Raw genomic sequence first — 25,946 nt, forward strand, 5'->3', positions numbered from 1 at the left:
GGGGGGGGCGAACTGCGGAGTGGACTCGTGGGGGGGTGGTACCCCGCCACCGCAGGGCTAAAGCCGGGAACGGGTCGATCAGCGCACCGGGTCCCCCCCCCCCCCCCCCACACCGGGACGGCAGCGGCGCACCCGCTCGGCCGCCATCCGGCCGCCCACCGCCAGACCGTGCCGCTCCACCGCCGTCAATCCGTACGCTCCGCAGGTCGGGGAGAACCGGCACCGCCCCGGCCAGTGCGGCGACAGCCACCGGCGGTAGCCCCGGATCGCGGCCACCCCGGCCCGGTCCAGCACCGGCGCCCGGGTCGCGGCGGCCGTCGCCGACCCGAACATCAGCAGCGTGGAGAAGAGCCCGAGGTCGCAGCAGTCGCAGCAGCCGTCGGGGTTCTTCGACCTCGACATGCGCTGCTGCTGCCGCCGGTTCTCGCGGGCCGTCTCCCGCATGCGCCTGAACATGGCCCGATCATGGGCCAGTGCCGCCACCGGCCCGCCGTCGACCCCGGGCCCCGCTCGGCGCACCGGTACGCGGCGGTCGCCTCGGTGTCACTCAGCCGAGGTCCAGGGGTCGCCAGTGCAGGCCGTCGTCGGACAGGTACACCGTCCGCTCGTCGTGGCGGATCCAGCGGTCCAGGGCCACGGCCTGCGGCGCGTCGTGGTGCACCGGACCGTCGACCGCCAGTGGCGCGTACGTCCGTCCGTCCCGGCTGGTCAGTAGCCCGAACCGGGACTCACGCTCAGCGAGCAGGACGTGGGTTCCGTCCGCGGTGACCGTCGAACCGGCCTGCACGACCCAGCCATCCGGCAGCCGCGGGTCCGCCGCCTGCCAGGTGCCCCCGCCGTCGACGCTGCGGTAGACCCGGCGTGGGACGCCCTGCCCGTCGGAGAGCGTCGCGAACACCGTGCTGCCGTCGGTGGTGGCGAGATCGAACGCGCAGTCGACCGGACGGTCGGCTTCCGGTTCCCGGTCGAAGACCATCTTCTGCCAGCTCCGGCCGCCGGTGCGGCTCACCGCGACGGCTCTCCGCCCGGTCGCCGGATCACAGCCGCGTACCCAGTATCCGGCCGCCGGTGGCGCGTCGACGGGAACGGCCGCGTCCAGCGGTGGCTGCGTCGCCAGCGGCACGACGGCGGCGCTCCCCGGATCGGGCACCAGAATGTCGCAGCCCTGCGGAACGTGGATCAGGCAGCCCCAGAGCCGGGTGTCCGGCACGGCCGCGGCGCGCGGCGTGCCGCCCGGGCCGGCGTCCCGCCAGGTCGCGCCGCCGTCGGTGCTGATTCGCCGGACGGTCTCGCCTCCGCCCTTACCGGCCGGTCCCACCGGGACCCGCGCCACCAGGAACTTCGGGCCGAGCACGGTCACGGTGACCGGGTCGCCACCACTGGACGGGAAATCCACGCGGTGGTCCCAACTGCGTCCCCCGTCCGTCGAGGCGACCAGGCGGTGTGGGCAGGTCGCACAGTCGACCAGCACCGCGTACAGGTGGTTTCGGTCGCCGCCACCGGCCCACAGCACGCGGGACTCGCCCGCCGCTGGGGCGACTGGCGTCCGCAGGAACGGCAGCACGGAGGCCGCACCGAGTGCGAGGGCGACCAGCACCCCGAGAGCGCCGGTGGCCGCCGCGACCCGGGCCCGCGTCCGCAGCCGGCCGGCCCGCTGCCGCACGGTGTCGAAGTCGGGCTGCCGCACGAGCCGGTCGACCTCGTCGCGGAGTCCGTGGAAGTCCGGCTCAGGCATACCGCATCGTCCTCTCGTCGCTGATGGCTTCGTCGGTCAGGTGCCGGGCGAGCGCGGCCCGGCCTCGGGAGAGGCGGGCCTTGACAGTGCCCACGGGCACGTCCAGCGCCGCCGCCACCTCCACCACCGGCAGGTCGGCCAGGTAGTGCAGGACTACCGCCTCGCGGGTCGGGCGAGGGAGCTTGCGCAGCGCGGCCACCAGCGCGACCCGGTCGGGCGAGAGCCCGGGATGGTCGTCGGGCGGCCCGGCCCGGCCGCTGCGGATCAGCCGGTCGAGGAACCGCTGCCGCCAGTGCCGGGTCCGCGCCAGGTTCATCGCGACCGTCCGCAGCCAGGTCTCCGGGTCGTGCACGGCGAGGAAGCGCGCGGGCCGAGCCAGCGCCCGCGCGAACGCCTCGTGCACCACGTCCTGCGCCTCGGGCAGGCTGCCCGTCAACGCGTACACCTGACCCACCAGCCGGCGGTAGTGCGCCCGGTATGCCTCGTGCACCGCCGTCACGCCGTCCATCCGCTCTCCTTCTGCCGCCCCTACTACACGGACCAGCGGCAGAGCGGACGGGTTGCATCCGCTGCGTGCGGAAGATCGGCCGAATGGTCAGCGGGTCGACCTCGGCCGGCGACAGATCCCTGCGGTTCACACACCGCCACCTATCGGAACAATGGGAAGTATCGATCATTGCACGTGTCCTGGACGGAAGGCGGGCGGTTGTACCCGGCGTGACGGTGGAACCACGCACCAACATCGCGATCCCGGCGGCAGCCTGCCCGGCCTGGCGGGTCAGGTGGGCGGAGCGCGAGAGCGGGCGGCGGTCCCGCGCGTACGACGCCGAGGTCGAGAGCTGGCGCCGGCGCCACGACCACCTGATCCGGCTGCGGATCGAGGCCGCCGGTTTCCTCGGGTACGCGCAGCCGCGTACCGGCCTGCCGGTGGACCTCGGCGACGACGAGGTCGTGTTCCGGGTGCTGCCGGCCGCGGAACTGGTCGAGGCGGAGGCCCGGCACGTGCCCGGGCTGCCCGCGCCGGGGCTGACGGTCGCCACGGCCGAGGTCGCGGCGGCGGGCCGCGCGCTGCCGAAGGGGCTCCGGGTCGTCGACGCGGGCCCGGCCGTCGTGACCAACCGCCGGGTGGCCTTCGCCGGCCGTGCGGGCCGGCGCGAGTGGGCGTACGCGGACATGCTCGGGGCCGCGCACCACCCCGACGTCCCGCTCACCCTGCTGCACGCCACCGACGGCGGTCGGCTCGCCGGGCTGCGGGTGCCGGCCACCGCCACGGTGAACTTCCGCTTCTATCTCACGCTCGCCCTCGCCACCGCCGTCGGGGAACGCGCCGCCGTCACCGCGCAGCTCGACGCACTGCTGGCCGCCCACCAGCACGCGCGGCCGGTCCCGCCGTCGCCGGCCGCGCCGAGCCAGGCTCCGCTGACCGCGCTGCGCCCCGATCGCCGGACGGCGCTCGCCGCCGCCGTCGCCACGCTGGCGTACGCGATGCTGACCGTCGGCACGTCCGGGTCGGAGCAGCCCGGCCCGTCGTACCGGGCGGACGGGGGCGCCGGGAGCCTTCCCGCCGTGACGGTGGTGCCGACCGTCACCGCGACCACTGCCGAGGAGCCGGTGGTGCCGGACGAGGTCGGGCCGGGCACCGGCGGGACGGCGGTTCCCCGGGCCCGCGTCGCCGCGGGAGCGCGGGTGCCGCTCGTGCGGCAGGACGTGGTGAGCCGGGGTGACGCCGTTCCGCCGGCCGCCCCGGCGAGAGGTCCGGTGCCCTCGCCGCCGCCGGGCGCCGCCCCGGCCCCGCCCGCCCCGACGCCCCCTGCCGCCCCGGCGCCGACCACCACCGCTCCGGTCGCCCCGGCGCCGGCCCCGACCGCCGCGCCGCCGGCGTCGGAGCCCGCCACGGTCGACCTCTGTCTGGACGTCCTCCGGCTGCCCCTGCTGGACCGGCTTCTCTGCCCGCCGGCCGGGCCCTGACGCGCGACCGCCCGCGCTGGCCGGCCGGCTGCGGGCTGCGGTTTCCCCGGCGCCGCGTCCGGCGTCGCCCAGCTCGACAGCGCTGACGGGAGCACCGGGCTCGCGACGCCGTTGGCCCCGCCCATGCGGTGCAGGCCCGCCTCCCCGGACGTGGGTTCGCCGACGGACGCCACCGACAACCAACCTTGTCTTGACAAGAAAAATTGTCGGTGGGAGAGTGGTGCCATGTTCGACATCGCGGTGATCGAAGATCCGGCGGCGGCCGAGGCGTCGCTGGACCCCACCCGGGCCCGGCTACTCGCCGAGCTCGCCGAGCCGGCCTCGGCGACCATGCTCGCGGCCCGGGTCGGCCTCCCCCGGCAGAAGGTCAACTACCACCTGCGCGCGCTCGAGCAACACGGCCTCGTCGAGCTGGTCGAGGAACGTCGCAAGGGCAACGTCACCGAACGCGTCCTGCGCGCCACCGCCGCCTCCTACGTCATCTCACCGACCGCTCTCGCCGCCGTGCGGCCCGACCCCTCCCACGCCCCCGACCGGCTCTCCGCCCGCTGGTTGCTCGCCCTCGCCGCCCGCCTCGTCCAGGACGTCGGCTCCCTCGTCACCGGCGCCGACCGCGCCGGCAAACGCGTGGCCACCTTCGCCGTCGACGCCACCGTCCGCTTCGCCACCCCCGCCGACCGCGCCGCCTTCGCCGAGGAACTCGCCTCCACCATCACCACCCTCGTCGCCCGGTACCACGACGAGAACACCCCCGGCGGCCGCGACCACCGCGTCGTGCTCGCCCTGCACCCCAGCGCCGAACCCGCCTCGGCGACCTCGTCCGACACCGACACACCGATCGAAGGGCACTGACATGGGACACCGCTTCGAGCTGCACAAGGACGTCGAACTGGCCGCCACCCCCGAGCAGGTGTGGGAGGCCATCGCCACGGGCCCGGGCATCGACTCCTGGTTCATGGGCCGCAGCGAGGTCGAGCCCGGCGAGGGCGGGCGGACCCGGCTGACCATGGCCGGCCACGTCGAGGAGGCGACGATCACCGCCTGGGAGCCCGGGAAGCGGTTCGCGGACCGCACCGAGCCGGGCCCGGACGGCACCTTCATGGCCATGGAATACCTGATCGAGGGCCGCGACCAGGGCAGCACGGTGCTGCGGCTCGTCCAGAGCGGCGTCCTCGGGGACAACTGGGAGACCGAGTACGAGGCGATGGCGGTCGGCTGGGACATGTACCTGGGGACACTGGCCGCGTACCTCGCCCACTTCCCCGGTCGGACCGCCGCCCCGGTCTCGGCGTTCCGTCCCGGGGCCGGCGGCCCGGACAAGGTGTGGGCGGCGGTGACCCGCGCCCTCGGCCTCGACGGCCCGGTCGCGGAGGGGCAGCCGGTCCGGCTCGCCGTCGACGGTCTGCCGCCGATCGAGGGGGTCGTCGACCTCGCCGGCCTCCCGACGTACGTCGGCGTCCGCACCGCCGACGGGCTCTACCGGTTCCTCTACTCCGGCGCCGAGCGGGGCGACGCCCTGGTCCTCGGCCACCACGTCTTCGCGGCCGACCAGGATCCGGTCCGCGCCGAGCAGGCCTGGCAGAGCTGGGTGACGGCCCTGCCGATCGGCTGAACCGCCGGCGGCGCCACCCCGCGGCCCGGAAGCGGCTCTCCGCGAGCGGAGGGCCGCTTCCGGGCGCCCTGGCCCCGCTGAAGATCCCCGGCGCCAGCGGTGGGTGGATCCTTCGCGTTGTCCGGGGCCGGAGACCACGGGCGGGTGCCCCGGGTCGCTTCTTGCACATCTTTGGCAATTGCGGGATGCTTGCGGCAGCGGCGCTGGAGATCATCTGGCCGCACGGTGGGAGTTCCCCACCGCGCGGCGCCGATCCGGCCCGCCACCGGCCACGCCGCGCACCATCGGCCGCGGTAACGGCCGGCCCACCTCAGGGCCCCGGCGCGGCGAACGCCGGGGTCGTGCGACGAACGGACCGGGAGCATGTGATGGGTACGCCTGTGTCCGCGCGCGTGGCGGCGATGGCCGTCGGCGCCGTCCTGGCCGTGGCGGGCTGCTCGTCCCCGACGAGCACGTCGACGGGCGCGGGCGCGGCCGACACCCTCGTCGTGGCGACGGCGGGAGAGCCGGAGGCGTTGAACCCCGTGCTCAACTACGGGGTCGACGGCGGCTCGCTGATCTTCGACGGGCTGGTCGAACGCGACGCGCGCAACCAGTTGGTGCCGGCGTTGGCGCGGGAGCTGCCGGTCGTGTCGGCGGACGGCAGGACCGTCACCGTGAAGCTGCGCGACGGGGTGCTGTTCCACGACGGCAGCCCCCTGACCGCCCAGGACGTGGTCTTCACCTATCAGGCGGTGCTGGACCCGAAGGTCGACTCCACGCTCCGCTCCGACCTCGACATGCTCGCCTCGGTCACCGCCCCGGACCCGTCGACCGTGGTGTTCTCCCTGAAGTACGCCTACGCGCCGTTCCCGCAGCGGCTGGCGCTGGGCATCGTGCCGGCCAAGGCGCTGGCCGGGCAGGACGTCAACAAGACCGAGTTCAACCGCAGGCCGGTGGGCACCGGCCCGTACCGGGTGACGTCGTGGACGCCGGGCGACCGGCTCGTGCTCGCGGCCAACGAGAAGTACTGGGGCGGCAGGCCCGCCAACTCCGGCGTCGTGGTCGCGTTCGTCCCCGACGACAACGTCCGCGCGCAGCGGATGCGGGCGGGCGAGTTCGACGCGGCGGAGCTGGCGCCGAAGCTCGCCGCCGGTTTCGACGGGCTGGCCGGCCACCGGGTGGAGCGGGTGTCCACCGCCGACTACCGGGGCGTGGTGCTGCCGATGGGCAACCCGGTCACCGGCGACCCGGCGGTGCGGCGGGCGCTGAACGCGGCGGTGGACCGCGCGGCGATGGTCACCGGCCTGCTCGGCGGAGCGGGTGAGCCGGCGTTCGGGCCGGTCCCGTCGTCGTCGGATTTCGCCGAGCCGTCGATCGTCGGCAGGCCCACCGCCGACCCGGCCGCCGCGACCGCCGCCCTCGACGCCGCCGGCTGGAAGCCGGGCCCGGACGGCATCCGCGCGAAGGACGGCCGGCGGGCGGCCTTCGCGCTGATGTACCCCGCCACCGACAGCCTGCGCAAGGAACTCGCCCTCGCGGTGACCGCCGACGCGAAGAAGGTCGGCATCGAGATCACCCCGGAGGGCCTGACCTGGGACGCGATCACCCCCCGGATGAAGCACGACGCGGTGGTCATGGGCTTCGGCACCCCGTACGACCCGGACTTCCTCACCTACAAGCTGTTCCGCTCCGACTTCGCCGGCCAGGGCTTCTTCAACCCCGGCTCCTACCGGTCCGCCGTCGTGGACAAGGCGTTGCAGGACGCCCGCGACAACGCCGACCCGGCCACCCGCAAGGCCGCGTACGCCACGTTCCAGAAGCAGCTCGCCACCGACCTGCCGTGGGTGTTCCTCACCTACCTCAAGCACACCTACGTGGTGAAGGACGGCCTCGCCGGGGTGACGCCGCGGGTGGAGCCGCACGAGCACGACGTGGCCAACAGCCTCTGGTGGAACATCCACACCTGGACGAGGAAGTGACCGCACCGGCCACCCCCGCCCGCCGCCGACGGCTGGCGGGAGCCGGTGCCGTGGTCCGCCGGCGTCTGCTGGTGGCCGTGCCGATCCTCGCCGCCACCAGCGTCGGCATGTTCGCCCTCGGCGCGGCCTCGCCGATCGACCCCGCCCACCAGTACGCGGGCGCGGCGGCGTTCACCACCAGCGAGGAGAACCTGGCGCAGATCCGCGCCAACTGGGGGGTCGACGACCCGCTGCCGGTGCAGTACCTCCGCTGGGTGGGCAACCTGCTCCAGGGCGACCTGGGCTGGTCGACCAGCCGGCACGAACCCGTCACCTCCGTGCTGGCCGCCCGCGCCGGCTGGACCCTGCTGCTCGTCGGCGCCGCCCTTGCCCTCGTCCTCGTGGCGAGCCTGCTGCTGGGCACCCTGGCCGCGTACCGGCGCGGCGGCTGGTTCGACCGGGCGCTGCGCGCCGGCGCGTACGCGGTGCAGTCCATGCCGGTGTTCTGGATCGGGTTGGCCGCGATCGCCCTGTTCGCCCTGACCCTCGGCTGGCTGCCGGCGGGCGGGCTCACCGACGTCACCGCCACCTCCACCGATCCCGCCGACGTGGCCCGGCACCTGGTCCTGCCGGTGACGGTGCTGGCGGTCGCCCAGGCGCCGTGGTTCGTCCTGTTCATCCGCGACGCCGTCGCCGAGAGCCTCCGCGACGACCACGTCCTCGCCGCCCGGGCCCGGGGCCTGCCCGGCCGCACCGTCCTGTTCGGCCACGCCCTGCGCACCGCGCTGCTGCCGTTCCTCACCCTCGTCGGCACCCACCTGCCCGAGCTGATCGGGGGCGCCGTCCTGGTCGAGACCGTGTTCTCCCTGCCCGGTCTCGGCGCGGTGACGGTGCAGGCCGCGCTGGGCAGCGACTTCCCGCTGCTGGCCGCGACCACCCTCGCCACCACCGTCGTGGTGCTGGCCGCGAACCTGGCCACCGACCTCGCCTACACCGCCGCCGATCCCCGGGTACGCCTCGATGACTGACCTCGCCCGCCCCGCCCGCGTCCGGCAGCCGAAGCCGCGTGCCGGCCGCGCCGGTACCACCGTCGCGTGGGCCGTGCTCGTCGGCGCGGTCGCCGCCTGCCTGCTCGCCCCCGTCCTCTGGCCGCTCGACGAGAGCGCCGTCGACCTGGCGCGTACCCGGCTCGCGCCCTCGGCCGCGCACCCGGCCGGCACCGACGACCTGGGCCGCGACGTGGCCCACCGCAGCCTCTACGGCCTGCGCGTCTCCCTGCTCGTCGGCGCGGTCGCCGCGCTCGTGGCCACCGTGATCGGCGGCCTCGTCGGGGCGGTCGCCGGCACCCTCGGCGGCTGGGTCGACCGGGTGCTGATGCGGGTGGTCGACACCATCGCGGCGCTGCCGCACCTGCTGCTGGGCATCTTCATCGTCGCGATGCTGCGCCCCAGCCTCGGCGCGGTGATCGTGTCGATCGGGCTGACACACTGGCTCTCCACCGCCCGCATCGTCCGCTCCGAGCTGCTCAGCCTGCGCACCCGGCCGTTCGTCGACGCCGCGATCGCCGGCGGCGCCAGCCGCGCGCGGGTGATCACCCGGCACCTGCTCCCGCACGTGCTGCCCCGGCTGGCCCTGGCCACCACGCTGATGGTGCCGCACGCCGTCTGGCACGAGACCGCGCTGTCCTTCCTCGGTCTCGGCCTGCCCCCGCACCTGGCCTCCATCGGCAACATGATCAACGACGGGCAGCGGTCCCTGCTCACCGGCGCCTGGTGGGCCAGCCTCGTCCCCGGCCTCCTCCTCGTCGTCGTCACGCTGGCCCTGGCCACCCTCACCGGCCGCTGGCGCGACCGCCTCGACCCGCGCGTACGAGCGGAGCTGAACCTGTGACCACCACCCGCGAGCCCCGCGCCGCCACGGCCCGCACCGCCGCCACCGGCGACGCCACGCCCGCCACGGCCGGCGCCGCCGCCGGCCCGCGCCCCGCGCTGCTGGAGGTCGACGGGCTGACCGTCCGCTTCCAGCTCCGCGACGCCGTGGTGCGGGCCGTCACCGACCTGCGCCTGACCGTCCACCCCGGCGAACTGGTGGCCGTGGTGGGGGAGTCGGGCTGCGGCAAGTCGGTGCTCGCCCACGCCCTGCTCGGCCTGCTCCCCGGCAACGCCACCGTCTCGGGCCACGCCCGGCTGCGCCCGCCCGGCGGGGACCAGGTCGACCTGATCGGCTGCACCGAGCGCCACCTCGCCCGCGCCGTACGCGGCCGCGCGGTCGGGCTGGTGCCGCAGAGCCCCGCCACCGCGCTGACCCCCGTACGCACCGGCCGGCGGCTGCTGGCGGAGACCCTGCGCGCCCACGGGCACGCCCGCCGCGACGCGCCCTCGGCGGCCGAGCGGGTCGCCGCCGACGTCGGGCTCGCCCCCGCCGACCTCGACCGCCACCCCCACGAGCTGTCCGGCGGCATGGCGCAACGCCTGGCCACCGCCCTCGCGCTCGCCCCCGACCCGCCGCTGCTGCTCGCCGACGAACCCACCACCGGCCTCGACCGGCCCCTGGCCGACCACACCCTCGACCTGCTGCGCCGCCGCTGCGACGCCGGCAACGCCGTCCTGCTCATCACCCACGACCTGGCCGCCGCCCGCCGCGTCGCCGACACCGTCGCCGTCATGTACGCCAGCCGGGTCGTCGAGCGCCGGCCCACCGAGGCGCTGTTCGCCGCGCCCGCCCACCCCTACACCGCCGGCCTGCTCGACGCCCTGCCCGAGCGGGCGTTCCGCCCCGTGCCCGGCCACCCGCCGATGCTCACCGACCTGCCCGCCGGCTGCGCCTTCGCCCCGCGCTGCGACCGCGCCACCGACATCTGCCGCACGCCGCCCACCCCGGTCGTGGACGGCTCCGGCCAGGTCGCCTGCCACCACCCGCTGCCCGTCGGAGCGCCGGCATGACCACGACCACGGCCACCCGTCAACACGTCGGACCGGAGGCGACCGCCACCGCGCTCGCCGCCCACCAGGTCACCGTCGCCTACGGTCGGCAGCGCGTCCTCGACCGCGTCGACCTGCACGTCGCCCCCGGCGAGACGGTCGGGCTGCGCGGGCCCTCGGGCAGCGGCAAGTCCACCCTGGCCCGGGTACTCGCCCTGCTGCACGCCCCCGACGCCGGGCACGTCACCCTCGACGGTCACCGGGTCGCCGGAGTCCGCCACCGGCTGCCGGCGGCCGTCCGCACCCGCGTCGCGATCCTGTTCCAGAGCCCACGCGCCGCCACCGACCCGCGGCTCAGCCTCGCGGACATCGTCGCCGAACCGCTCCGCGCCACCGGCGTGCCGGCCGAGCAGGCCAGGGCCCGCGCGGCCGAGCTGGCCGACCTCGTCGGCCTCACCACGGACCTGCTCGCCCGCCGCCCGCACGCGGTCAGCGACGGGCAGCTGCAACGGGCCTGCCTCGCCCGGGCGCTCGTGCACCGGCCGGCCTACCTGCTCTGCGACGAGGCCACCGCCATGCTCGACGCCTCCACCCAGGCCCACCTCGCCGCCGTCATCACCGACTACCAGCGACAGCACGGCGCCGGGGCCCTGCTGATCACCCACGACCCGGCCCTGATGGCCCGCTGGGCGACCCGGGTCGTCGACCTTCCGCCCCCGCCGGAAGGGTGAACCGCCGCGCGCCGCACCGTCCACAGTGGTGAGAAAGGCCGCTCCATGGCATTCGTCACCGTGGCATTCGGGGTCGGGCGCAGGCTAGGGTGACGCTGCCGTGGTGTTCGGGAAGCCGGTGGAAGACCGGTGCGGCCCTCGCCACTGTGATCGGGAAGTCCGCGGCCCTCGTCGTCAGAGGTCACTGGGCGTGTCGCACGCCTGGGAAGGCCGGCCACGGACGCACCTCCCGTCAGCCAGGAGACCGGCCACGGCACTGCGATGACCCGTCCACGAGGTGCTGGAAGGCGGTCCCGATGCGCGTACGCGCTGTGCGGTCCACCCTGTCCCGGCGCGTAGCCGCGCCCCTGTCCGTCCTCCTCGTCCTGCTCGGCGCCTGCGCCACGGACGACGACCCCGCCCCGGCATCCGGCGCGCCGGCCACCCTGACCAACTGCGGCACGCCGGTCACCGTCGCCGCCCCGCCCCAGCGGGCGGTCACGCTGAACCAGCCCGCCACCGAGATCATGCTGGCGCTCGGCCTGGCCGACCGCATGGCCGGCACGGCGTACCTGGACGACGCGATCCTGCCCGAGCACGCCGCCGCGTACGCATCGGTGCCGGTGCTGTCCGGAAAGTACCCGGCCAAGGAGAAACTCCTGGAGACGGCGCCGGACTTCGTCTACGCCTCGTTCCACAGCGCCTTCGGTGACGAGGGCGTCGGCGACCGGGCCGCCCTGGCGGGGCTCGGCATCGGCACCTACCTCTCACCCGCCGGGTGCCCGAAGCAGCACCGGCCGGGGAAGCTCACCGTCGAGGACGTGTTCGCCGAGATCCGGGACGTCGCGGCCGTCTTCGGGGTGCCGGAGCGGGCCGAGAGGCTCATCGCCGACCACCGCACCCGGATCGCCGCCGCTGCCGCCAGGCTCGACGGCACGGGGGACGTCTCCGTGCTCTGGTGGGACGCCGGCACCGACGCCCCGAGCGTGGGCGCCTGCTGCGGCAGCCCCAACATGATCATGTCGGCGGTCGGGGTCGACAACGCCCTCGGCGACCTTGCCGGCGGCTGGGCCGACACCAGTTGGGAGAGCGTCGTCGCGCGCGACCCCGACGCGATCGTGCTGGTCGACGCGACCTGGGACCCGGCCGCCGCGAAGCAGGCGTTCCTGGCCCGGCACCCCACCCTCAAGGATCTGCCCGCGGTGGCCGGGCAGCGGTTCGTCGTCGTCCCGTTCTCGTCCACCTCCGCCGGGGTGCGGGCGGTGCTCGGCGTCGAGGCGCTCGCCGCGGGGGTGGCGCAGCTTCCCGCCGGAGCGGACCGCTGACCGCCGTGGCGCGCCGTACCGCCGTGGCCCACCGTCTCGCCGCGGCCCGTCGCCGCGCCGTGCGCGGTCGGGCCGGCGCGGACCCCGGCGCCACCGCCTCCGGGGTCCGGCGCGGCCGGCCCGTCCGTCCCGTGGGCACAGTCGCGCTGCTGGTCACGCTGCTGGCGGGCCTGGTCGTGTCGATCGGGGCGGCCGTCACCGTCGGGCCGGCCGACATCCCCGTGTCGACGGTCTGGGCCGTCGTGGCCGACCGCCTGGGCCTGGCCCACGCCGACGTGCCGCTGCTGCGCGAGCACATCGTCTGGCGGCTGCGCCTGCCCCGGGTGCTCGGCGCTGCGGTGGTGGGCGCCGGGCTGGCGGCCGTCGGGGCGGTGACGCAGACCGTCACCCGCAACCCGCTGGCCGACCCGTACCTGCTCGGGGTCTCCTCCGGGGCGTCGCTCGGCGCGGTCGCGGTGCTCGTCCTCGGCGTCGGCGGCGGGGTCGCGGCGCTCACCGGGGGCGCCTTCACCGGCGCGCTGGCCGCGTTCGCCGTCGTGGCGGTGGTGGCCGGCAGGCGGGCCGCGCTGGCGCCCACCCGGGTGGTGCTGGCCGGGGTCGCCGTCGCGCAGCTGTGCGGGGCGGCGACGTCGTTCGTCATCGTCTGGGTCGCCGACCCGCACGCCACGCAGAGCATCACCTTCTGGCTCTCCGGCTCGCTGGCCCGCGTCGACTGGGCCGCCCTGGCCTGGGTGGTACCGGTGCTGGCCGCCGTGCTCACCCTCGTGGCGGCGTACGCCCGCACGCTCAACGCCTTCGCCTTCGGCGAGGACGCCGCCGAGACCCTCGGCGTGCCCGTCACCCGGGTCCGGTGGCTGCTGCTGGTCGCCACCGCGCTGCTCACCGCGGCGCTGGTCGCCATCAGCGGCGCGGTGGGTTTCGTCGGGCTGATCCTGCCGCACGCCGCCCGGTTCCTCACCGGCGCGGACCACCGGCGCCTGCTGCCCGTCGTCGTCCTCGCCGGCGCGATCTTCATGGTCTGGGTGGACACCGCCGCGCGGACCCTGTTCGTGCCCCGCGAACTGCCGGTGGGCGTGCTGACGGCGCTGCTCGGGGTGCCCGCCTTCGTGGTCCTGCTGCACCGGGCGCAGCCGGCCGACTCGCGGCGACCCCGGGGACGGTGGGCCGGGCACCGGAAGGCGCGCGACTGATGCTCACCGTCACCGACGTGTCCTGGGCCGTCGCGGCCCGGCGGGTCCTCGACGACGTCACCTGCGCCGTGCCGGCGGGCAGCCTCGTCGGGCTGCTCGGCCCCAACGGCTGCGGCAAGACCACCCTGCTGCGGATCGTCGCCCGGCTCGCCGCGCCCGACAGCGGACGGGTCACCGTCGGCGGCGACGACGTCGCCGCCCTGCCCCGTGCCGCGCTGGCGCGCCGCGCCGCGCTGCTCGCCCAGCACGCCGACACCGACCTGGACCTCACCGTCGGGGAGGTGGTGCTGCTCGGCCGTACCCCGCACCGACGCTCGCGATGGTCGGACAGCGACGCCGACCGCGCCGCCGCGGCCGACGCGCTGACCCGGGTCGACCTCGACGGGTACGCCGATCGTCGCTGGCACACCCTCTCCGGCGGCGAACGGCAGCGGGTCCAGCTGGCCCGCGCGCTCGCCCAGCAACCGCTCCTGCTGCTACTCGACGAGCCCACCAACCACCTCGACATCGGCCACCAGTTGCAGCTGCTGCACCTGGTCCGCCGCACCGGGGTCACCACCCTCGCCGCGCTGCACGACCTCAACCTGGCCGCCATGTTCTGCGACACGGTGGTCGTCCTGGCCGCCGGCCGGGTCGTCGCCGCCGGCCCGCCCGCCGAGGTCCTCACACCCGGGCTGCTCGCCGACGTCTACGGCGTCCAGGCCGACGTGGCGACGCACCCCGGCACCGGGCGGCCCACCATCACCTACCACCCGCCCGCGTCATGACCCGGCACGTGCCGCCGGGCTCGACCGGGACCAAGGAGTCGGACATGACCGACGCACCGGGCTGTCTGGTCACCGTGTGCCGGGACTGCTGCTGCGGCAGCACCCGCAAACACCCCGCCGTCGACCACGACGCGCAGCTGCGGCGACTGCGGGCCGCGCTGCCGGCGCCGCACCGGGTACGCGTCAGCGCCTGCCTCGACCTCTGCGCGCAGTCCAACCTGGTCGTCGTCCACCCCGCGCCGCCGGCGCGACGGGCCGGCGCGCGGCCGGTCTGGTTCGGCCTCGTCCTGCACGACTCCGTGGTCGACGACATCACCGCCTGGGTGCGCGCCGGCGGGCCGGGCGTCGCGCCGCTGCCCGCCGCACTGGAGCTGTCGGTGGTCACTCCGGTGCTCCCCACCGGTGGGTGAGGCGGTCGGGGCTGCCCGGGCCGTCGTGCCGACGACCTGACTTTCGTGGGTGACGACGCAGGTGGTGGGCTTTGTAGCCTGGGCCGCGTGGCAGGTTGGTGGCGCGGCGGGCGGCGGCGGTGGCGGCCCTTTCCCCGGTCCGGCGGGCCGCCCTCCGGCGGGTGGGCCGGATCATGGGTGACGGTCCTGTCCGACGTGTCGCTCTGGGCGGTCCTGTCGGCGCCGATCGCCTGGGACCTGGTCGTCGCCCCGACCGGCCCGTACGCCGGCTGGCGGCTGGCGGGCTCGCTCCTGCTGATGGCCCTCGCGGTGGTGGTCAGCCGGCACCACCCGACGGTCTCCCTGCTCATCGTCGTGGTGCCGACCGCGTTCGAGGGCAACTTCGTGTTCGCCGTTCCGGTGATGAGCTACCTGGTGGGTCTGCGGATGCCCCGGGCCCGCCCGGCCGCGTACACGTTCGCGGCGATCGCGGCGGGCGGGACCGCGCTGACGGTCGGCGTCCTCGGCTCGGGCGTGACCACCTGGTTCTTCCTCACCACCACCCTGCTCTTCGTCGGGGTGTTCCCCTGGCTGGTCGGCCGCTACCGCCGCCAGCAGCGGGCGCTCGTCCACGCCGGCTGGGAACACGCCGACCTGCTCGAACGGCAGCAGCGCGCCGCCGCCGAGCGGGTCCGGATGCGGGAGCGGGCCCGCATCGCGCAGGACATGCACGACTCCCTGGGCCACGACCTGGCGCTGATCGCCTTGAAGGCCGGCGGGCTGGAGCTGGCCACCGATCTCGACGAGCGGCACCGGCGGGCGGCGGGGGAGCTGCGTGCCAGCGTCACCGCCGCGACCGAGCAGCTCGCCCAGATCATCGGCGTGCTCCGCGAGGACGGCGCGCCGGCTCCGACCCGGCCGGCCGCCGAAGGTGTCGGCGACCTGGTGGGGCGGGCCCGCGACGCCGGGATGCCGGTCCGGCTCAGCGGGGGCGGGCTCGACGCGCCGGCACCGCCGATGGTTGAGCGGGCGGTGTACCGGGTGGTCCAGGAGGCGCTGACCAACGCCACCCGACACGCGCCGGGCGCCGCCGTGACCGTCGTGCTGACCCGCTCGGCCGAGCAGACGGTGGTGAGCGTGGTCAACGAGCCGTCGCCGGGTGGTCTGCTGCCCGGCGTGTCCTCGACGGGTTCCGGCCTGCTGGGCCTGCGGGAGCGGGTACGGCTGGCCGGTGGTGCGCTGAGCGCCGGGCCACGAGGCGGCGGTTTCGAGGTCACCGCCCGCCTGCCCCACGCCGCCGGTGCCGCGTCGGTCGACGCCGACGAGGGCGTACGTCCGGCCCGGCCGGCGTCGGCGACCAGGTTGCGTGAGGCGCGGCGGCGGGTGCGGCGCAGCCTCGTGGTCGCGGTGACCGCCCCGGTGGTGGTCGCCGGCGTGCTGTCACTGGCCTACTACCCGTTCGCCACCTTCGACGCGGTCCTCGCTCCGGCGGACTTCGACCGGATGCGGATCGGTCAGTACCGCACCGAACTGCGGGGCATGCTGCCGGACCGCCAGGTCGTCGAACGGCCGGACCCGGCGGACTGGCCGCTGCCCCCGGGTGCCTCCTGCGAGTTCTACACGGACGGCAACTTCCCCCTCGGCCAGGCCGCCTACCGGCTCTGCTTCGTCGAGGGTCGGCTGCTGACCAAGGACCGGATGTCCGACTGACGGCGGCCGGCGACGACCCGGCCCGCCCGGCCGCCAGCTCGTCGCCGCGATGCGTACCCGCGCGGGTCGAATGTGACGCCGGCCCGGTGGACGGCGCCGGGTGACGGCGGTCGCGTCGGACCGCCGCCACCCGGCCCCGGATCAGGCGTCCCGGGACCGCAGCACCGCGTAACCGGCGAGCATCGCGGCGAGGGCCCACGCGGCGAGCAGGGCGAGGCCGGCCGCCGGCGGGTACGGGTCGGTGTCGCCGCTCATGAAGTGGGATCCGGCCACCCCTGGCAGCCCGTCGACGAGCCGGTTGACGAACTCGATGTCGAGGGCGCCGAGCGCGATCGGCACCACCATGAGGATCATGAACACGGTGGTCAGCGTGCCGACCGCGCTGCGCAGCGCCGTCCCGAGCCCGAGGGTGAAGACGCTGATCAACGACAGGTACGCGGCCACCGCCAGCACGTCGCCGACGGTTTCCGCCGCCCGGAACCGGCCCCACTCGCCGAGCACCGGGTCGGCGACGGCGGAGCCCAGCGCGGCGAGCAGCGCGCCCACGACGAACGTGACCACGGCGACCACGGCGGTCTTCGCCAGCAGCAGCCGGCCCCGCGACGGGGTCCACTGCAGCGTGCTCCGGATCGTGCCGGTCGCGTACTCGGCGGTGATCACCAGCATCGCCAGCGCGATCACCGTGAACTGCGCCAGGAGGACGGAGCTGATCGCGACGGTACCGACACCGACCACCCCCGGGTCGTCGGCGGGGTCGGAGTTGGTGTTCTCGTTGACCACGTAGATGGCCTCCTGCCCGGCTGCCGCCGCCATCAGCAGGGCGCTGGCGAGCAGGTTCCACCAGACCGAGCGCACCGACCAGAGCTTGGTCCACTCGCTGGCGATCGCGCCGGTCAGGCCGCCGCCGGTCGCATCGCCGCGCCGGGTCGACCGGCCGGCGGGCAGGGTCGTCGTGGCCGTCGTCATGCCCGTGCCCCCGATCCGGTCGCCAGGGCCCCGTACTCGACGTCGTCGGCGGTCAGTTCCATGTACGCCTCCTCCAGTGACGCCTCGCGCACGCTCAACTCGTGCAGGCGTACGCCGATCTCGTGCGCCAGGTCGCCGACCTGCTCGACGCCGGCACCGGTGACGACGAGTGCGCCGTGGTCCTCCTGCTCGACCGCGACGCCCGCCGCGACGAGCCGGCGCCGCAGCTCGGCCAGGCCGGCCGGTTGGGGGCTGCGCACCAGCACCGCCGTCGACGAACTGCCCCCGATGACCTCGGCGATCGGGGCGTCGGCGATGAGCCGGCCCTTGCCGACCACCACGAGTTGGTCGGCGGTGAGCTGCATCTCGCTCATCAGGTGGCTGGAGACGAAGACGGTCCGACCCTCGGCTGCCAGGGACCGCATGAGTTCGCGGACCCAGCGCACCCCGTCCGGGTCGAGCCCGTTGACCGGCTCGTCGAACATGAGCACCCCCGGGTCGCCGAGGAGGGCGCCGGCGATGCCGAGGCGCTGGCCCATGCCGAGGGAGTACGCGCCGGCCCGCTTGCCGGCGACGTTGGCCAGGCCCACCGTGGCGAGCACCTCGTCCACCCGTCGAGTGGGGACGCCGTTGCTGCGGGCCATCGCCAGCAGGTGGTTGCGGGCGCTCCGCCCCGGGTGCACCGCCTTGGCGTCGAGCAGCGCACCGACCTCGCGCAGCGGGTGCCGCAGGGTCGCGTACCGCCGGCCGCCGACGAGCGCCTCGCCGGCGGTGGGCCGGTCCAGACCGACGATCATGCGCATCGTGGTGGACTTCCCCGCACCGTTCGGGCCGAGGAAACCGGTGACCCGGCCCGGCGTGATGTCCAGGGTCAGGTTGTCGACGGCTGTCGTCGCGCCGAAACGTTTCGTCAACCCGCGTAGTGTGATCATGTTTCTCCCGGTGGATGTGCCATCTCGCGTCGACGGTAGGAATCCGCCGGGTGCGGCACAGCCGCCGATCGGCACCGGCCGGACCTGACGAAAGTCAGGACCCGGGTACGCCCGCCGTCGAGAAGCGCGGGGCCGGGACGGTGGCCCGTGGCCGTCCCCGAGGGCCAGCACTTCACCTTCACCGACCACCAGGTGCTGCTGCCGCAGCTCGCCGCGGCGTTTCCGCTGCCGGAGGGACTCGTCGCCGGCCTGATCGGCACCGTCGACCCGGGCCGGATCGTCACCTCCCAACGCGTCTACCTCACCGCCTTCTTCGACCAGCACCTCCGTCAGCGACCCCGGGCGCTGCTCGACCGCCCGTCGCCGAGGCACCCCGACGTCACCTTCGTCCGCTGACCAACCGTCGAGGACGCCGCCGGCCCGTCAGGGCGGGCCGGCGGCGTCCTCGGGCCCTACGCCCCAGCGCCTGCCAGGCGGGAACGGCGCTGTCCGTCGTCGCTCAGGCCCGACCCACCTGGACCTTCGTCGACGTCGACGTCGACGTCGCCGCCGACGCCGCGGGGCGTTGCGGCACCACCACGAGCCCGTGGTTGTAGTTGGCCATCAGCAGATCCTTCAGGCCGTCGTCGTTGATGTCGGCCACCGCGAGACCGCGTGGGGTGAAGGAGCTGGCGGGCGGCAGCTGGGAGACGCGGAACTCGTTGCCCAGCCAGCCGTCCGGCCGTTGCAGCAGGACGCCCGCCGAGCTCCAGCCGCCGTGGGTGATGGCGACATCGTCACGACCGTCGTTGTTCACGTCGGCGATCGCGATCGCGTCCGGCACCTCGTAGACCGGGTAGCGGATCCACCGTCCGAGCACGCCTGCGCCGTCGTGGGTGAGCACCTGCACCTGGGCGTCCGGCGCGTTGCCGGACACGGTGACGACGACGTCCTTCCTGCCGTCCCCGGTCACGTCGCCGACGGCCATGGAACCGACCACGCGCAGGTACCCGGCGGGAGCCTGGTACCCCACCGGGTCGGCGAACGATCGAGGCGCCGTCTGGGTACTGATCCGGATCAGTTGCCCGAGCTGCACCACCAGGTCCGGCCGGCCGTCCCCGGTCATGTCGACCACGTCCAGCACGAAGCCGCGGTGCGGCGAGACGAGAGCCGCGGGCGCGAAGCCACCGGTGTCGTCGCCGTACCGCACGAGGACGCCGTTGTCGCTCACCGCGACGATGTCCGTGCGGCCGTCGCCGTCCAGGTCGCAGAGCTTGAGGTCGATCAGGTCGTCGGCGAACGACAGGTGCTCGGCGGTGGAGAGCCCGGTTCCGGTACGGCGGAACACGTCGACCCCGTCGCCCGTCGCGACGACCAGTTCGTTGGCGCCGTCGCCGTCCACGTCGCCGATGACCGGGTACATGCTGCCGCCGGTGGGCGTCGACATCGCCACCTGCTGCCTCAGCACGAGCTGGTTCTCCGCCTCCTGCATGAACAGGAACGCGGAGTGGTCGTGGGCGTCGTCGGAGTACTCGGTCGTCGTGACCACCACGTCGGAGAGCCCGTCGCCGGTCAGGTCGCCGGCGGCGACGGCTTCCTCCCGGGAGCCGAGCTTCAGCCACGAGGGGCCGTCGAAGAGCACCGAGCCGTACGGCTGGGTGACCACGGGCGCGGCGTCGCCGGACGCGCTCGCCCCGGCCGGTTGCCAGTCGTACCCCTGGAACTGCGCGTAGACCGGCTTCGGGGTCCATCCGCTGCCGTCGACCATGGCGATCGCCGTGCCGTCGGTGCCGTGGACGTTGGCGAACGCGACCGCGCCGCCCGCGGACATGAACACCACCTCACCGCCGGGAATCCGGCCGTCCGCGTAGCGCACGTTCGCGATGAGCAGGATCCGCTGCCCCTGCTCCACCGAGCCCGGTGACACGGTGACCGTCGTCGTCGTGGCTGGGCCGGTGTAGACCCGTACGGCGTCGGACGTGGCCGTGGCGCCGCCCGCGGCGACCGCCCGGATCCAGTAGACGTAGCGGGTGGCGACCGTGAGGCCGGTGTCCGCGTACTCGGTCGACGTCGTGGTGCCGACCACCGTCTCCACCGGTGCCGCGCTGCTCAGGCGGACGATCTCGTATCGCGCGGCGCCGGACACGGCCTGCCAACGCAGGGTCATGCTCGTCTCCGCCGCGGTCGCCCGCACGTTGACGGGCTTCGGGAGCGAGGTCAGCACCGACGCCTCGGTCGAGTCGCCCGACGCCCGCTTGTCGGAACGGGACCGCACCACGTAGTAGTACGTCGTCTCCGGCGCGACGGTGTCGTCGACGTAGGACGTCCCCGTGGCCGTTCCCACCGGTGCGTACGGGCCACCCGACACGGTTCCGCGCCGTACCTCGTAGCTGCTGGCACCGGCCGCGGCCGACCAGCTCACCTCGACCCGGGACGCGGAAACCGCCGCCGCGCTGACCGAGGCCGGTGGCGTCAAGGCCGCCGCGAACGCCGGTGTGGTGGACGCCGGCACCGCGAGCAGAGCCGTCAGCAGGACCATCACGACGCGGCCTGGCCGTCGCTTCTGCGACAACATGCACCCTCCAGATCCCGGGGATTCCGTCGTACGCAACAGCGCTGACGCATACGAGAACGTCACTGCCGACGCGGGTCCACCGCCGGCATCCGCGGGACCTCAGTCAGGTGGCCGGGCGGCCAGGCGTGCGACGGGGATGGGGCTGGCCGTACCTCGAAAGACTCCGGGCAGCCTCACTGCGGCGGGCTGAAACGCGGGCTTTGCTGGAGCCATGCAGAAAGATCGCGGGGTCGCCCGGAACCCGGGCGGCGGTGACATGATCCGGTTGGATGGCGTCAGCAAGCGGTACGGGTCGGGCAACGCCAAGGTGACGGCGTTGGACGAGGTGACGGTGGGTTTCGCCAGCGGCACCCTCACCGCCGTCATGGGCCCGTCCGGCTCCGGCAAGAGCACGTTGCTGCAGTGCGCGGCCGGGCTGGACCGGCCGACAGCCGGCAGGGTCTGGCTGGCGGACAACGACCTCGGCCTGATGTCCGAGACCGAACTGACTCTGCTGCGTCGCGATCGGATCGGCTTCGTCTTCCAGTCTTTCAACCTGCTCCCGTCGTTGACCGTCGAGCAGAACGTGGCACTGCCGCTGCGGCTGGCCGGCCGTCGACCGAGCCGGTCGGAAATCCGGGCGGTGCTGGCCGGCGTCGGGCTGGTCGACCGGCACCGGCATCGACCCGCCGAGTTGTCCGGCGGGCAGCAGCAGCGGGTGGCGATCGCGCGGGCGATCGTCACCCGGCCGCAGGTGCTGTTCGCCGACGAGCCGACCGGCGCGCTGGACTCGGCAACCGGCCGGGACGTCCTGCGGCTGCTGCGGGAGCTGGTCGATCGGGACGGGCAGACGATGGTGATGGTGACCCACGACCCGATCGCCGCCGCGTACGCCGACCGGGTGGTCTTTCTGGCGGACGGCCGGCTCGCCGACGAGTTGGCGCAGCCCGACGCCCGGTCGGTCGTCGAGCGGATGGCCGGGCTGGAAACGGCCGGCGCATGCTGACCCTGTCCCTTCAGACGCTCAGGGCGAGGTGGACCACGTTCGTCGGGTCGTTCCTGGCCCTCGCTCTCGGGGTGTGCCTGCTGACCATCACCGGTCTCAGCCTGGCGGCGACCCTCGGACGCGATCAGGCAACCGACTGGTACGCCAACGCCGACCTGGTCGTCACCGGCAGCAACACGGTGACGGTCACCTACGGCGCCGGCGACACGGCGGTCCAGGAGACGACAACGACAGCCGACGCGGCCCCGGTACCGGCCGACATCCCGGCGCGCATCGCCGCCATGAGCGGGGTCGACGAGGTGGTGGTCGACCGTCGGGTCCCGGTGCACGTGGACGGCTGGGACGGCTACGCCCGACCCTGGTCCAGCGCCGCGATGCACCCGTACCCCCTCCTTGCCGGCGGTCCACCGACAAGCGGCGAACACGTCGTGCTGGGCAGCGCGGCCTCCGCGTCGCCCGGAGAACGCATCGTCGTGCAGACCCCCGCCGGTCCCCGCGCGATGACCGTCGCGGGCGTGGTGGACGACGACGCGGGCGCCATCTATCTCAGCGACGACACGGTCAACGAGTTGGCCGGCGGTCGCATCGAGGCCGTGGCGATCCGGGTGGCCGACGGCGCCAGGGCGGCTGACCTGGCGCAGCGGATCTCCCGGCCCGGCCTGCGGGTGCTGACGGGAGACGCCCGATCCCTCGCGGAACCCGACCGCGACGGCGACAAGCTCGCCTTCGCCTCCTCGCTCCTCGGCTCCACCACCGGCGTGGCCGCTTTCGTCTCGGTCTTCGTCGTGGCCGGAACGTTCTCGTTCGCAGTCGTGCAGCGCCGGCGGGAGTTCGCCCTGCTGCGGACCGCCGGGGCCACGCCTCGGCAACTGCGGCGGCTGGTGCTCGGCGAGGCACTGGCGGTGGGCGTGCTGGCGTCGGCCACCGGCGGCGCGCTGGGGACCATCGTGGCGGCACCGTTCGCCTCCTGGCTCGCCCGGGTCGGCCTCGCGCCACCCGGCTTCACCGCGCGGCCCGTGTGGTGGCCACTGGTTGCGGCGATGGGCGTGGGGCTGCTCGTCGCCCTGACCGGGGCCATGGTCGCCGCGCGGCGGGCGGCGCGGGTGCGGCCCCTTGATGCGATGCGGGAGGCGGCAGTCGATCGGCGGGTGATGACCGTCGGACGGTGGATCTTCGGGCTGCTGAGCCTTGCCGGTGCCGGAGCCCTGCTGGCGGTCGTGCCCGCCAGCGGACCCGACGGGCTGGGCCTGCTCCTGGTCGATGCGCAGCTCGCGCTGATCGCGGCGGCGTTGCTGGCCCCGGTGCTCGTTCCACTGTTCGTCCGGGTGGTCGGTTGGCCGCTGGCCGGCAGCACCGGGCAGCTCGCCCGCTGCAACGCCCTCGCCGCCAAGCGGCGCACGGCGTCGACGGCCACCCCGATACTGGTCACCATCGGTCTCGCCGCCACCACCCTGGCGGCTACCGCGACCCTGTGGGAGACACAGCAGCGGTCGGCCCAGGACCGCATCACCGCCGCCACGGTGGTCACCCCCGCCAGCTCCGCCGGAATCGGGGAGGCCACGGTGGTCGCCCTCGGGCAGCAGCCCGGGGTACGCGCCGCCGTTCCGGTCCGGAGCGGGGAGGCGTACGTCCGACGCGGTGACCTGATCGAGGGCTTTCCGGTGATGTACGTCGGCCCCGGCGTGACCGAAGTGCTGAACCTGCCCACCCTCGCCGGCTCGGTCGATGCCGTCCACCAGTACGGCGGCACCGATGGCAAGCCCGTGCCGGTGGCGGTGAGCCGGTCCGCGAAGTGGTCGCTCGACGAGGTCGTCTCGATCTGGCTGGCTGATGGCACACCCGTCCGGCTGCGGGTGGCGGCGGTGCTCGACGATTCGCTCGATCTGGACCGGACGCTGCTACTGCCCTGGGACTTCGGCCGGCAGCACGGCCCTCGCCGTGGCGCAGACGCGGTCTATCTCGCCCGCGACTCCACAGTGGCCCGCGGCGACGCCGAGCTCGACCGGGTCGCCGCCGCAGGCGGCTCCACGATCGTCCCCGTGGCCGACCACGTGTCGGCGGCCCACGCCGAACAGGACCGGATGAACCGCCTCGCCCTCCTGGCGCTGCTCGGCATGGCACTGCTCTGCGCCACGATCTCCATCGCGAACACACTGATCATGGCGGCCGCCGATCGGAGGCGAGAGTTCGCCCTGCTCCGGCTGGCCGGCGCCACGCCGCGGCAACTGCTGCGGACTGTCGCCACCGAGGCGGCGCTGATCGCGGTTGCGGCAACCGCTCTGGCCGGGACCCTGGCGGCCGGCACGCTCGTCGGTCTGCGGGCCACGCTGGTCCCGCTGACCCCGCACCCGCAGATCGTCGTGCCATGGGCAACCATCGGCGCGATCACCGCCGTCTGCCTCGGCGTCGCCGTCCTCGCCAGCTTGGCACCCGCCGCGCTGGCGCTGCGGACACCGGCCGCCCGGCTCGCCGCAGCGCGAGAATGAACCGGGTGTTCGAGCTGCTCCGGCCTGGGCCGACGGGGTCCGGACCTGCCAGAAGACGGGCAAAGTAAACAGGTCAAACCCCACCCTTGACCGGCTCCGCTCCTTCATGGATGACGCAGGAGAGCCATGATCGGACGGCACGGCACCGCGCCACGCGGCAGATCGCGCACACTCGTGGTAGGCGGGCTCGCGCGCCTCACATCCGGGATTCAACACGTCGACCTCGCGGCCCGGCGCGGCCGGGTCGAAGCCGTGTTCCACCAGCCAGCGGATCGCCAACAGGCTTCGCATAGACGTGCCGCCGTCAGCTGACGGCGCTGGACAAGGAGTCGCTCAACGCGCTCGGGCGGCCGGCCTCGACGATCAAGCGCGAAATCGACGACCACGCCAGGGACACCCTCCTCGTGGCGTGGCGCAGGCTGGCTACGGTACCGACGGCGCCACTGCCGTGGATGCTCGGCGTGCCAGGCAACCGTGACGGCGGTGCAGATGATTTTCTTCATGCGAGTTCGGGCCGGGGGTAAGTGGGCCGAGGGGCTCAGGCGTGTACGGGACGTGGGACACGAGCAAGCACAGTTCGCAGAGTTCTATCGGGTCCACCGGGCCGCCTGCGCGCGGGCGGTGGTGGCCAGCACGGGCGACCGCGAGGGCGCTGAGGACCTGGTGGCAGAGGCGTTCACCAGGGCCTGGATGTCCTGGCGGAAGGTCAGCCGGCACCCGGCTCCCCAGGCGTGGGTGGTGCGTACCGCCCTGAACGCGCGGGTGTCGGCCTGGCGGCGCCGTCGCCGCGAGGTCGCCCTGGCTGACGGGCACGACGTGGCGGTCGGCCAGGACGCCGGGGGCGTGGACGCGGCGCTGATGGCGGCGCTGCGACGGCTGCCTGCCCGCCAGCGAGAGGTGATCGCGCTGCGGGCGTTCCTGGACCTGGACACCGAGACCACCGCTCAGGTGCTCGGCATCGCTGCGGGAACTGTCACCGCTCACCTGTCCCGGGCCGTCGCGACGCTGCGCGGCCAGCTGATACCCGCCGAGACTCAGGAGATCAAGCAGTGAGAGACCAAGACGTACTGCGTGCGGTGGCGGACGGCCTGTCCGGCCTGGACATGGATCGCCCGGCGGAGGACATCATCGCCGCGGGCAATACGCGGCGCCGACGGCGGCTGGCCGCAGTGACCGCGGCCGGGGTGATGCTCGCCGGGCTGGCCCTGGCCGTGCCGGCGCTCACCGGCTCGGGACCCGCCTCGCCGCCGTCCGCGGAGCGGCCGGCCAGCATGGCTCCGACGCAGCTGGTCGCCTTCTCCGTGGCCAGCAAGCCCAACGGGACGGTGCTGCTCACCCTGTCGAAGAAGCAGGTCGCCGACCCGGAGGCGGTTCGAAAGGCGCTGTCCGAAGCCGGCGTGCCGGCGGAAGTCAGGGTCGGCTCAATCTGCCACTCCGTGCCCGCGCCCCGACTTGATGATCGGATCTTCCCCTCGCATAGCGAGGCGGATGCGAACACTCTCCTGGTGATCAACCCGTCGGCCATTCCGAAGGGCGCGGTGGTGAGCATCGGGTACAAGGAATCCCACGGCCCGGTCGTGTTCGGCCTGGCCTGGAAGAACCGGATGACCTGCAGCAACATGTGATCATGCTGGCCGCCGTATCCCCTCGTCGAGCGGCTCCGGCGGCAGCGAGCCGCACGACATTGATCGCACACCCGCCACCGCTGAAGACGCTCATCGGCGTGCGGTGCGGACCGCTCAGGTCCGCACCGCAC

General features: G+C 74.5%; 24 protein-coding genes and 1 riboswitch. Of the genes, 18 read left to right on the forward strand and 6 right to left on the reverse strand.

The window, feature by feature from the left end:
* Positions 1-78: 78 nt before the first annotated feature.
* From yidD to ACZ6O2_RS07795, 3 genes are all read right to left on the reverse strand, one after another.
* Positions 79-456 (reverse strand): membrane protein insertion efficiency factor YidD, encoded by a 378-nt coding sequence (gene yidD, locus ACZ6O2_RS07785; RefSeq protein WP_466022347.1) that lies wholly within the window; start codon positions 454-456, stop codon positions 79-81.
* Positions 457-547: 91 nt separating this feature from the next.
* Positions 548-1,735: a sialidase family protein gene (locus tag ACZ6O2_RS07790; RefSeq protein ID WP_466022348.1), complete on the reverse strand. Its 1,188-nt coding sequence runs from the start codon at positions 1,733-1,735 to the stop codon at positions 548-550.
* Positions 1,728-2,243, reverse strand: coding sequence for an RNA polymerase sigma factor (locus ACZ6O2_RS07795; protein ID WP_350701595.1), 516 nt, complete (start codon positions 2,241-2,243; stop codon positions 1,728-1,730). The genes ACZ6O2_RS07790 and ACZ6O2_RS07795 overlap by 8 nt, the downstream gene beginning before the upstream one ends.
* 215 nt (positions 2,244-2,458) lie before the next feature.
* Between ACZ6O2_RS07795 and ACZ6O2_RS07800 the strand changes: the two genes are divergently transcribed.
* From ACZ6O2_RS07800 to ACZ6O2_RS07860, 13 genes are all read left to right on the forward strand, one after another.
* Positions 2,459-3,703 carry a hypothetical protein gene (locus ACZ6O2_RS07800; protein WP_466022349.1) on the forward strand — a complete coding sequence of 415 codons (1,245 nt, stop codon included), beginning with the start codon at positions 2,459-2,461 and terminating at the stop codon, positions 3,701-3,703.
* Positions 3,704-3,928: 225 nt separating this feature from the next.
* Positions 3,929-4,555: an ArsR/SmtB family transcription factor gene (locus ACZ6O2_RS07805; protein ID WP_466022350.1), complete on the forward strand. Its 627-nt coding sequence runs from the start codon at positions 3,929-3,931 to the stop codon at positions 4,553-4,555.
* A 1-nt stretch (position 4,556) separates the two neighbouring features.
* A complete protein-coding gene (locus tag ACZ6O2_RS07810) occupies positions 4,557-5,315 on the forward strand; it encodes an SRPBCC family protein (protein ID WP_466022351.1) in 759 nt (252 codons plus the stop codon).
* A 368-nt stretch (positions 5,316-5,683) separates the two neighbouring features.
* Entirely contained in the window at positions 5,684-7,276 is a 1,593-nt protein-coding gene (locus ACZ6O2_RS07815; protein ID WP_466022352.1) for an ABC transporter substrate-binding protein, read from the forward strand.
* Positions 7,246-8,283 carry an ABC transporter permease gene (locus ACZ6O2_RS07820; RefSeq protein WP_350701586.1) on the forward strand — a complete coding sequence of 346 codons (1,038 nt, stop codon included), beginning with the start codon at positions 7,246-7,248 and terminating at the stop codon, positions 8,281-8,283. The genes ACZ6O2_RS07815 and ACZ6O2_RS07820 overlap by 31 nt, the downstream gene beginning before the upstream one ends.
* A complete protein-coding gene (locus ACZ6O2_RS07825) occupies positions 8,276-9,145 on the forward strand; it encodes an ABC transporter permease (RefSeq protein ID WP_466022353.1) in 870 nt (289 codons plus the stop codon). The genes ACZ6O2_RS07820 and ACZ6O2_RS07825 overlap by 8 nt, the downstream gene beginning before the upstream one ends.
* Positions 9,142-10,197, forward strand: a complete 1,056-nt coding sequence (locus ACZ6O2_RS07830; protein ID WP_466022354.1) for an ABC transporter ATP-binding protein — start codon at positions 9,142-9,144, stop codon at positions 10,195-10,197. Before ACZ6O2_RS07825 ends, ACZ6O2_RS07830 begins: the two co-directional genes overlap by 4 nt.
* Positions 10,194-10,907, forward strand: coding sequence for an ABC transporter ATP-binding protein (locus ACZ6O2_RS07835; RefSeq protein WP_466022355.1), 714 nt, complete (start codon positions 10,194-10,196; stop codon positions 10,905-10,907). Before ACZ6O2_RS07830 ends, ACZ6O2_RS07835 begins: the two co-directional genes overlap by 4 nt.
* 84 nt (positions 10,908-10,991) lie before the next feature.
* Positions 10,992-11,174: riboswitch (cobalamin riboswitch) on the forward strand.
* 29 nt (positions 11,175-11,203) lie between these two features.
* Positions 11,204-12,211 carry an ABC transporter substrate-binding protein gene (locus ACZ6O2_RS07840; protein ID WP_466022356.1) on the forward strand — a complete coding sequence of 336 codons (1,008 nt, stop codon included), beginning with the start codon at positions 11,204-11,206 and terminating at the stop codon, positions 12,209-12,211.
* Between the two features lie 23 nt (positions 12,212-12,234).
* On the forward strand, positions 12,235-13,401 hold the full coding sequence (locus tag ACZ6O2_RS07845) for a FecCD family ABC transporter permease (protein WP_466022357.1): 1,167 nt from the start codon (positions 12,235-12,237) through the stop codon (positions 13,399-13,401).
* Positions 13,401-14,168, forward strand: coding sequence for an ABC transporter ATP-binding protein (locus ACZ6O2_RS07850; RefSeq protein WP_466022358.1), 768 nt, complete (start codon positions 13,401-13,403; stop codon positions 14,166-14,168). The genes ACZ6O2_RS07845 and ACZ6O2_RS07850 overlap by 1 nt, the downstream gene beginning before the upstream one ends.
* 44 nt (positions 14,169-14,212) lie before the next feature.
* Positions 14,213-14,578 (forward strand): hypothetical protein, encoded by a 366-nt coding sequence (locus ACZ6O2_RS07855; RefSeq protein WP_350701573.1) that lies wholly within the window; start codon positions 14,213-14,215, stop codon positions 14,576-14,578.
* Positions 14,579-14,755: 177 nt separating this feature from the next.
* Positions 14,756-16,267: a sensor histidine kinase gene (locus tag ACZ6O2_RS07860; protein WP_466022359.1), complete on the forward strand. Its 1,512-nt coding sequence runs from the start codon at positions 14,756-14,758 to the stop codon at positions 16,265-16,267.
* A gap of 141 nt (positions 16,268-16,408) precedes the next feature.
* Here ACZ6O2_RS07860 and ACZ6O2_RS07865 read toward each other — a convergent pair whose 3' ends face one another.
* On the reverse strand, positions 16,409-17,233 hold the full coding sequence (locus tag ACZ6O2_RS07865; RefSeq protein WP_466022360.1) for an ABC transporter permease: 825 nt from the start codon (positions 17,231-17,233) through the stop codon (positions 16,409-16,411).
* Entirely contained in the window at positions 17,230-18,165 is a 936-nt protein-coding gene (locus ACZ6O2_RS07870; protein WP_466022361.1) for an ATP-binding cassette domain-containing protein, read from the reverse strand. The genes ACZ6O2_RS07865 and ACZ6O2_RS07870 overlap by 4 nt, the downstream gene beginning before the upstream one ends.
* A 147-nt stretch (positions 18,166-18,312) precedes the next feature.
* Between ACZ6O2_RS07870 and ACZ6O2_RS07875 the strand changes: the two genes are divergently transcribed.
* Positions 18,313-18,561: a hypothetical protein gene (locus ACZ6O2_RS07875; protein WP_466022362.1), complete on the forward strand. Its 249-nt coding sequence runs from the start codon at positions 18,313-18,315 to the stop codon at positions 18,559-18,561.
* A 103-nt stretch (positions 18,562-18,664) separates the two neighbouring features.
* Here ACZ6O2_RS07875 and ACZ6O2_RS07880 read toward each other — a convergent pair whose 3' ends face one another.
* A complete protein-coding gene (locus ACZ6O2_RS07880; protein ID WP_466022387.1) occupies positions 18,665-20,683 on the reverse strand; it encodes an FG-GAP-like repeat-containing protein in 2,019 nt (672 codons plus the stop codon).
* A 247-nt stretch (positions 20,684-20,930) separates the two neighbouring features.
* On the opposite strand from ACZ6O2_RS07880, the gene ACZ6O2_RS07885 reads away from it, so the two are divergent.
* From ACZ6O2_RS07885 to ACZ6O2_RS07900, 4 genes are all read left to right on the forward strand, one after another.
* Positions 20,931-21,704 carry an ABC transporter ATP-binding protein gene (locus ACZ6O2_RS07885; RefSeq protein ID WP_466022363.1) on the forward strand — a complete coding sequence of 258 codons (774 nt, stop codon included), beginning with the start codon at positions 20,931-20,933 and terminating at the stop codon, positions 21,702-21,704.
* Complete coding sequence (locus ACZ6O2_RS07890; RefSeq protein ID WP_466022364.1) at positions 21,698-24,190, forward strand: ABC transporter permease; 2,493 nt, start codon at positions 21,698-21,700, stop codon at positions 24,188-24,190. The genes ACZ6O2_RS07885 and ACZ6O2_RS07890 overlap by 7 nt, the downstream gene beginning before the upstream one ends.
* Before the next feature lie 555 nt (positions 24,191-24,745).
* Entirely contained in the window at positions 24,746-25,243 is a 498-nt protein-coding gene (locus ACZ6O2_RS07895; protein ID WP_466022365.1) for a sigma-70 family RNA polymerase sigma factor, read from the forward strand.
* 23 nt (positions 25,244-25,266) lie between these two features.
* Entirely contained in the window at positions 25,267-25,815 is a 549-nt protein-coding gene (locus ACZ6O2_RS07900) for a hypothetical protein (RefSeq protein ID WP_466022366.1), read from the forward strand.
* The last annotated feature ends 131 nt before the right edge of the window (positions 25,816-25,946 follow it).

The organism is Micromonospora sp. NPDC048040 (assembly GCF_055587185.1).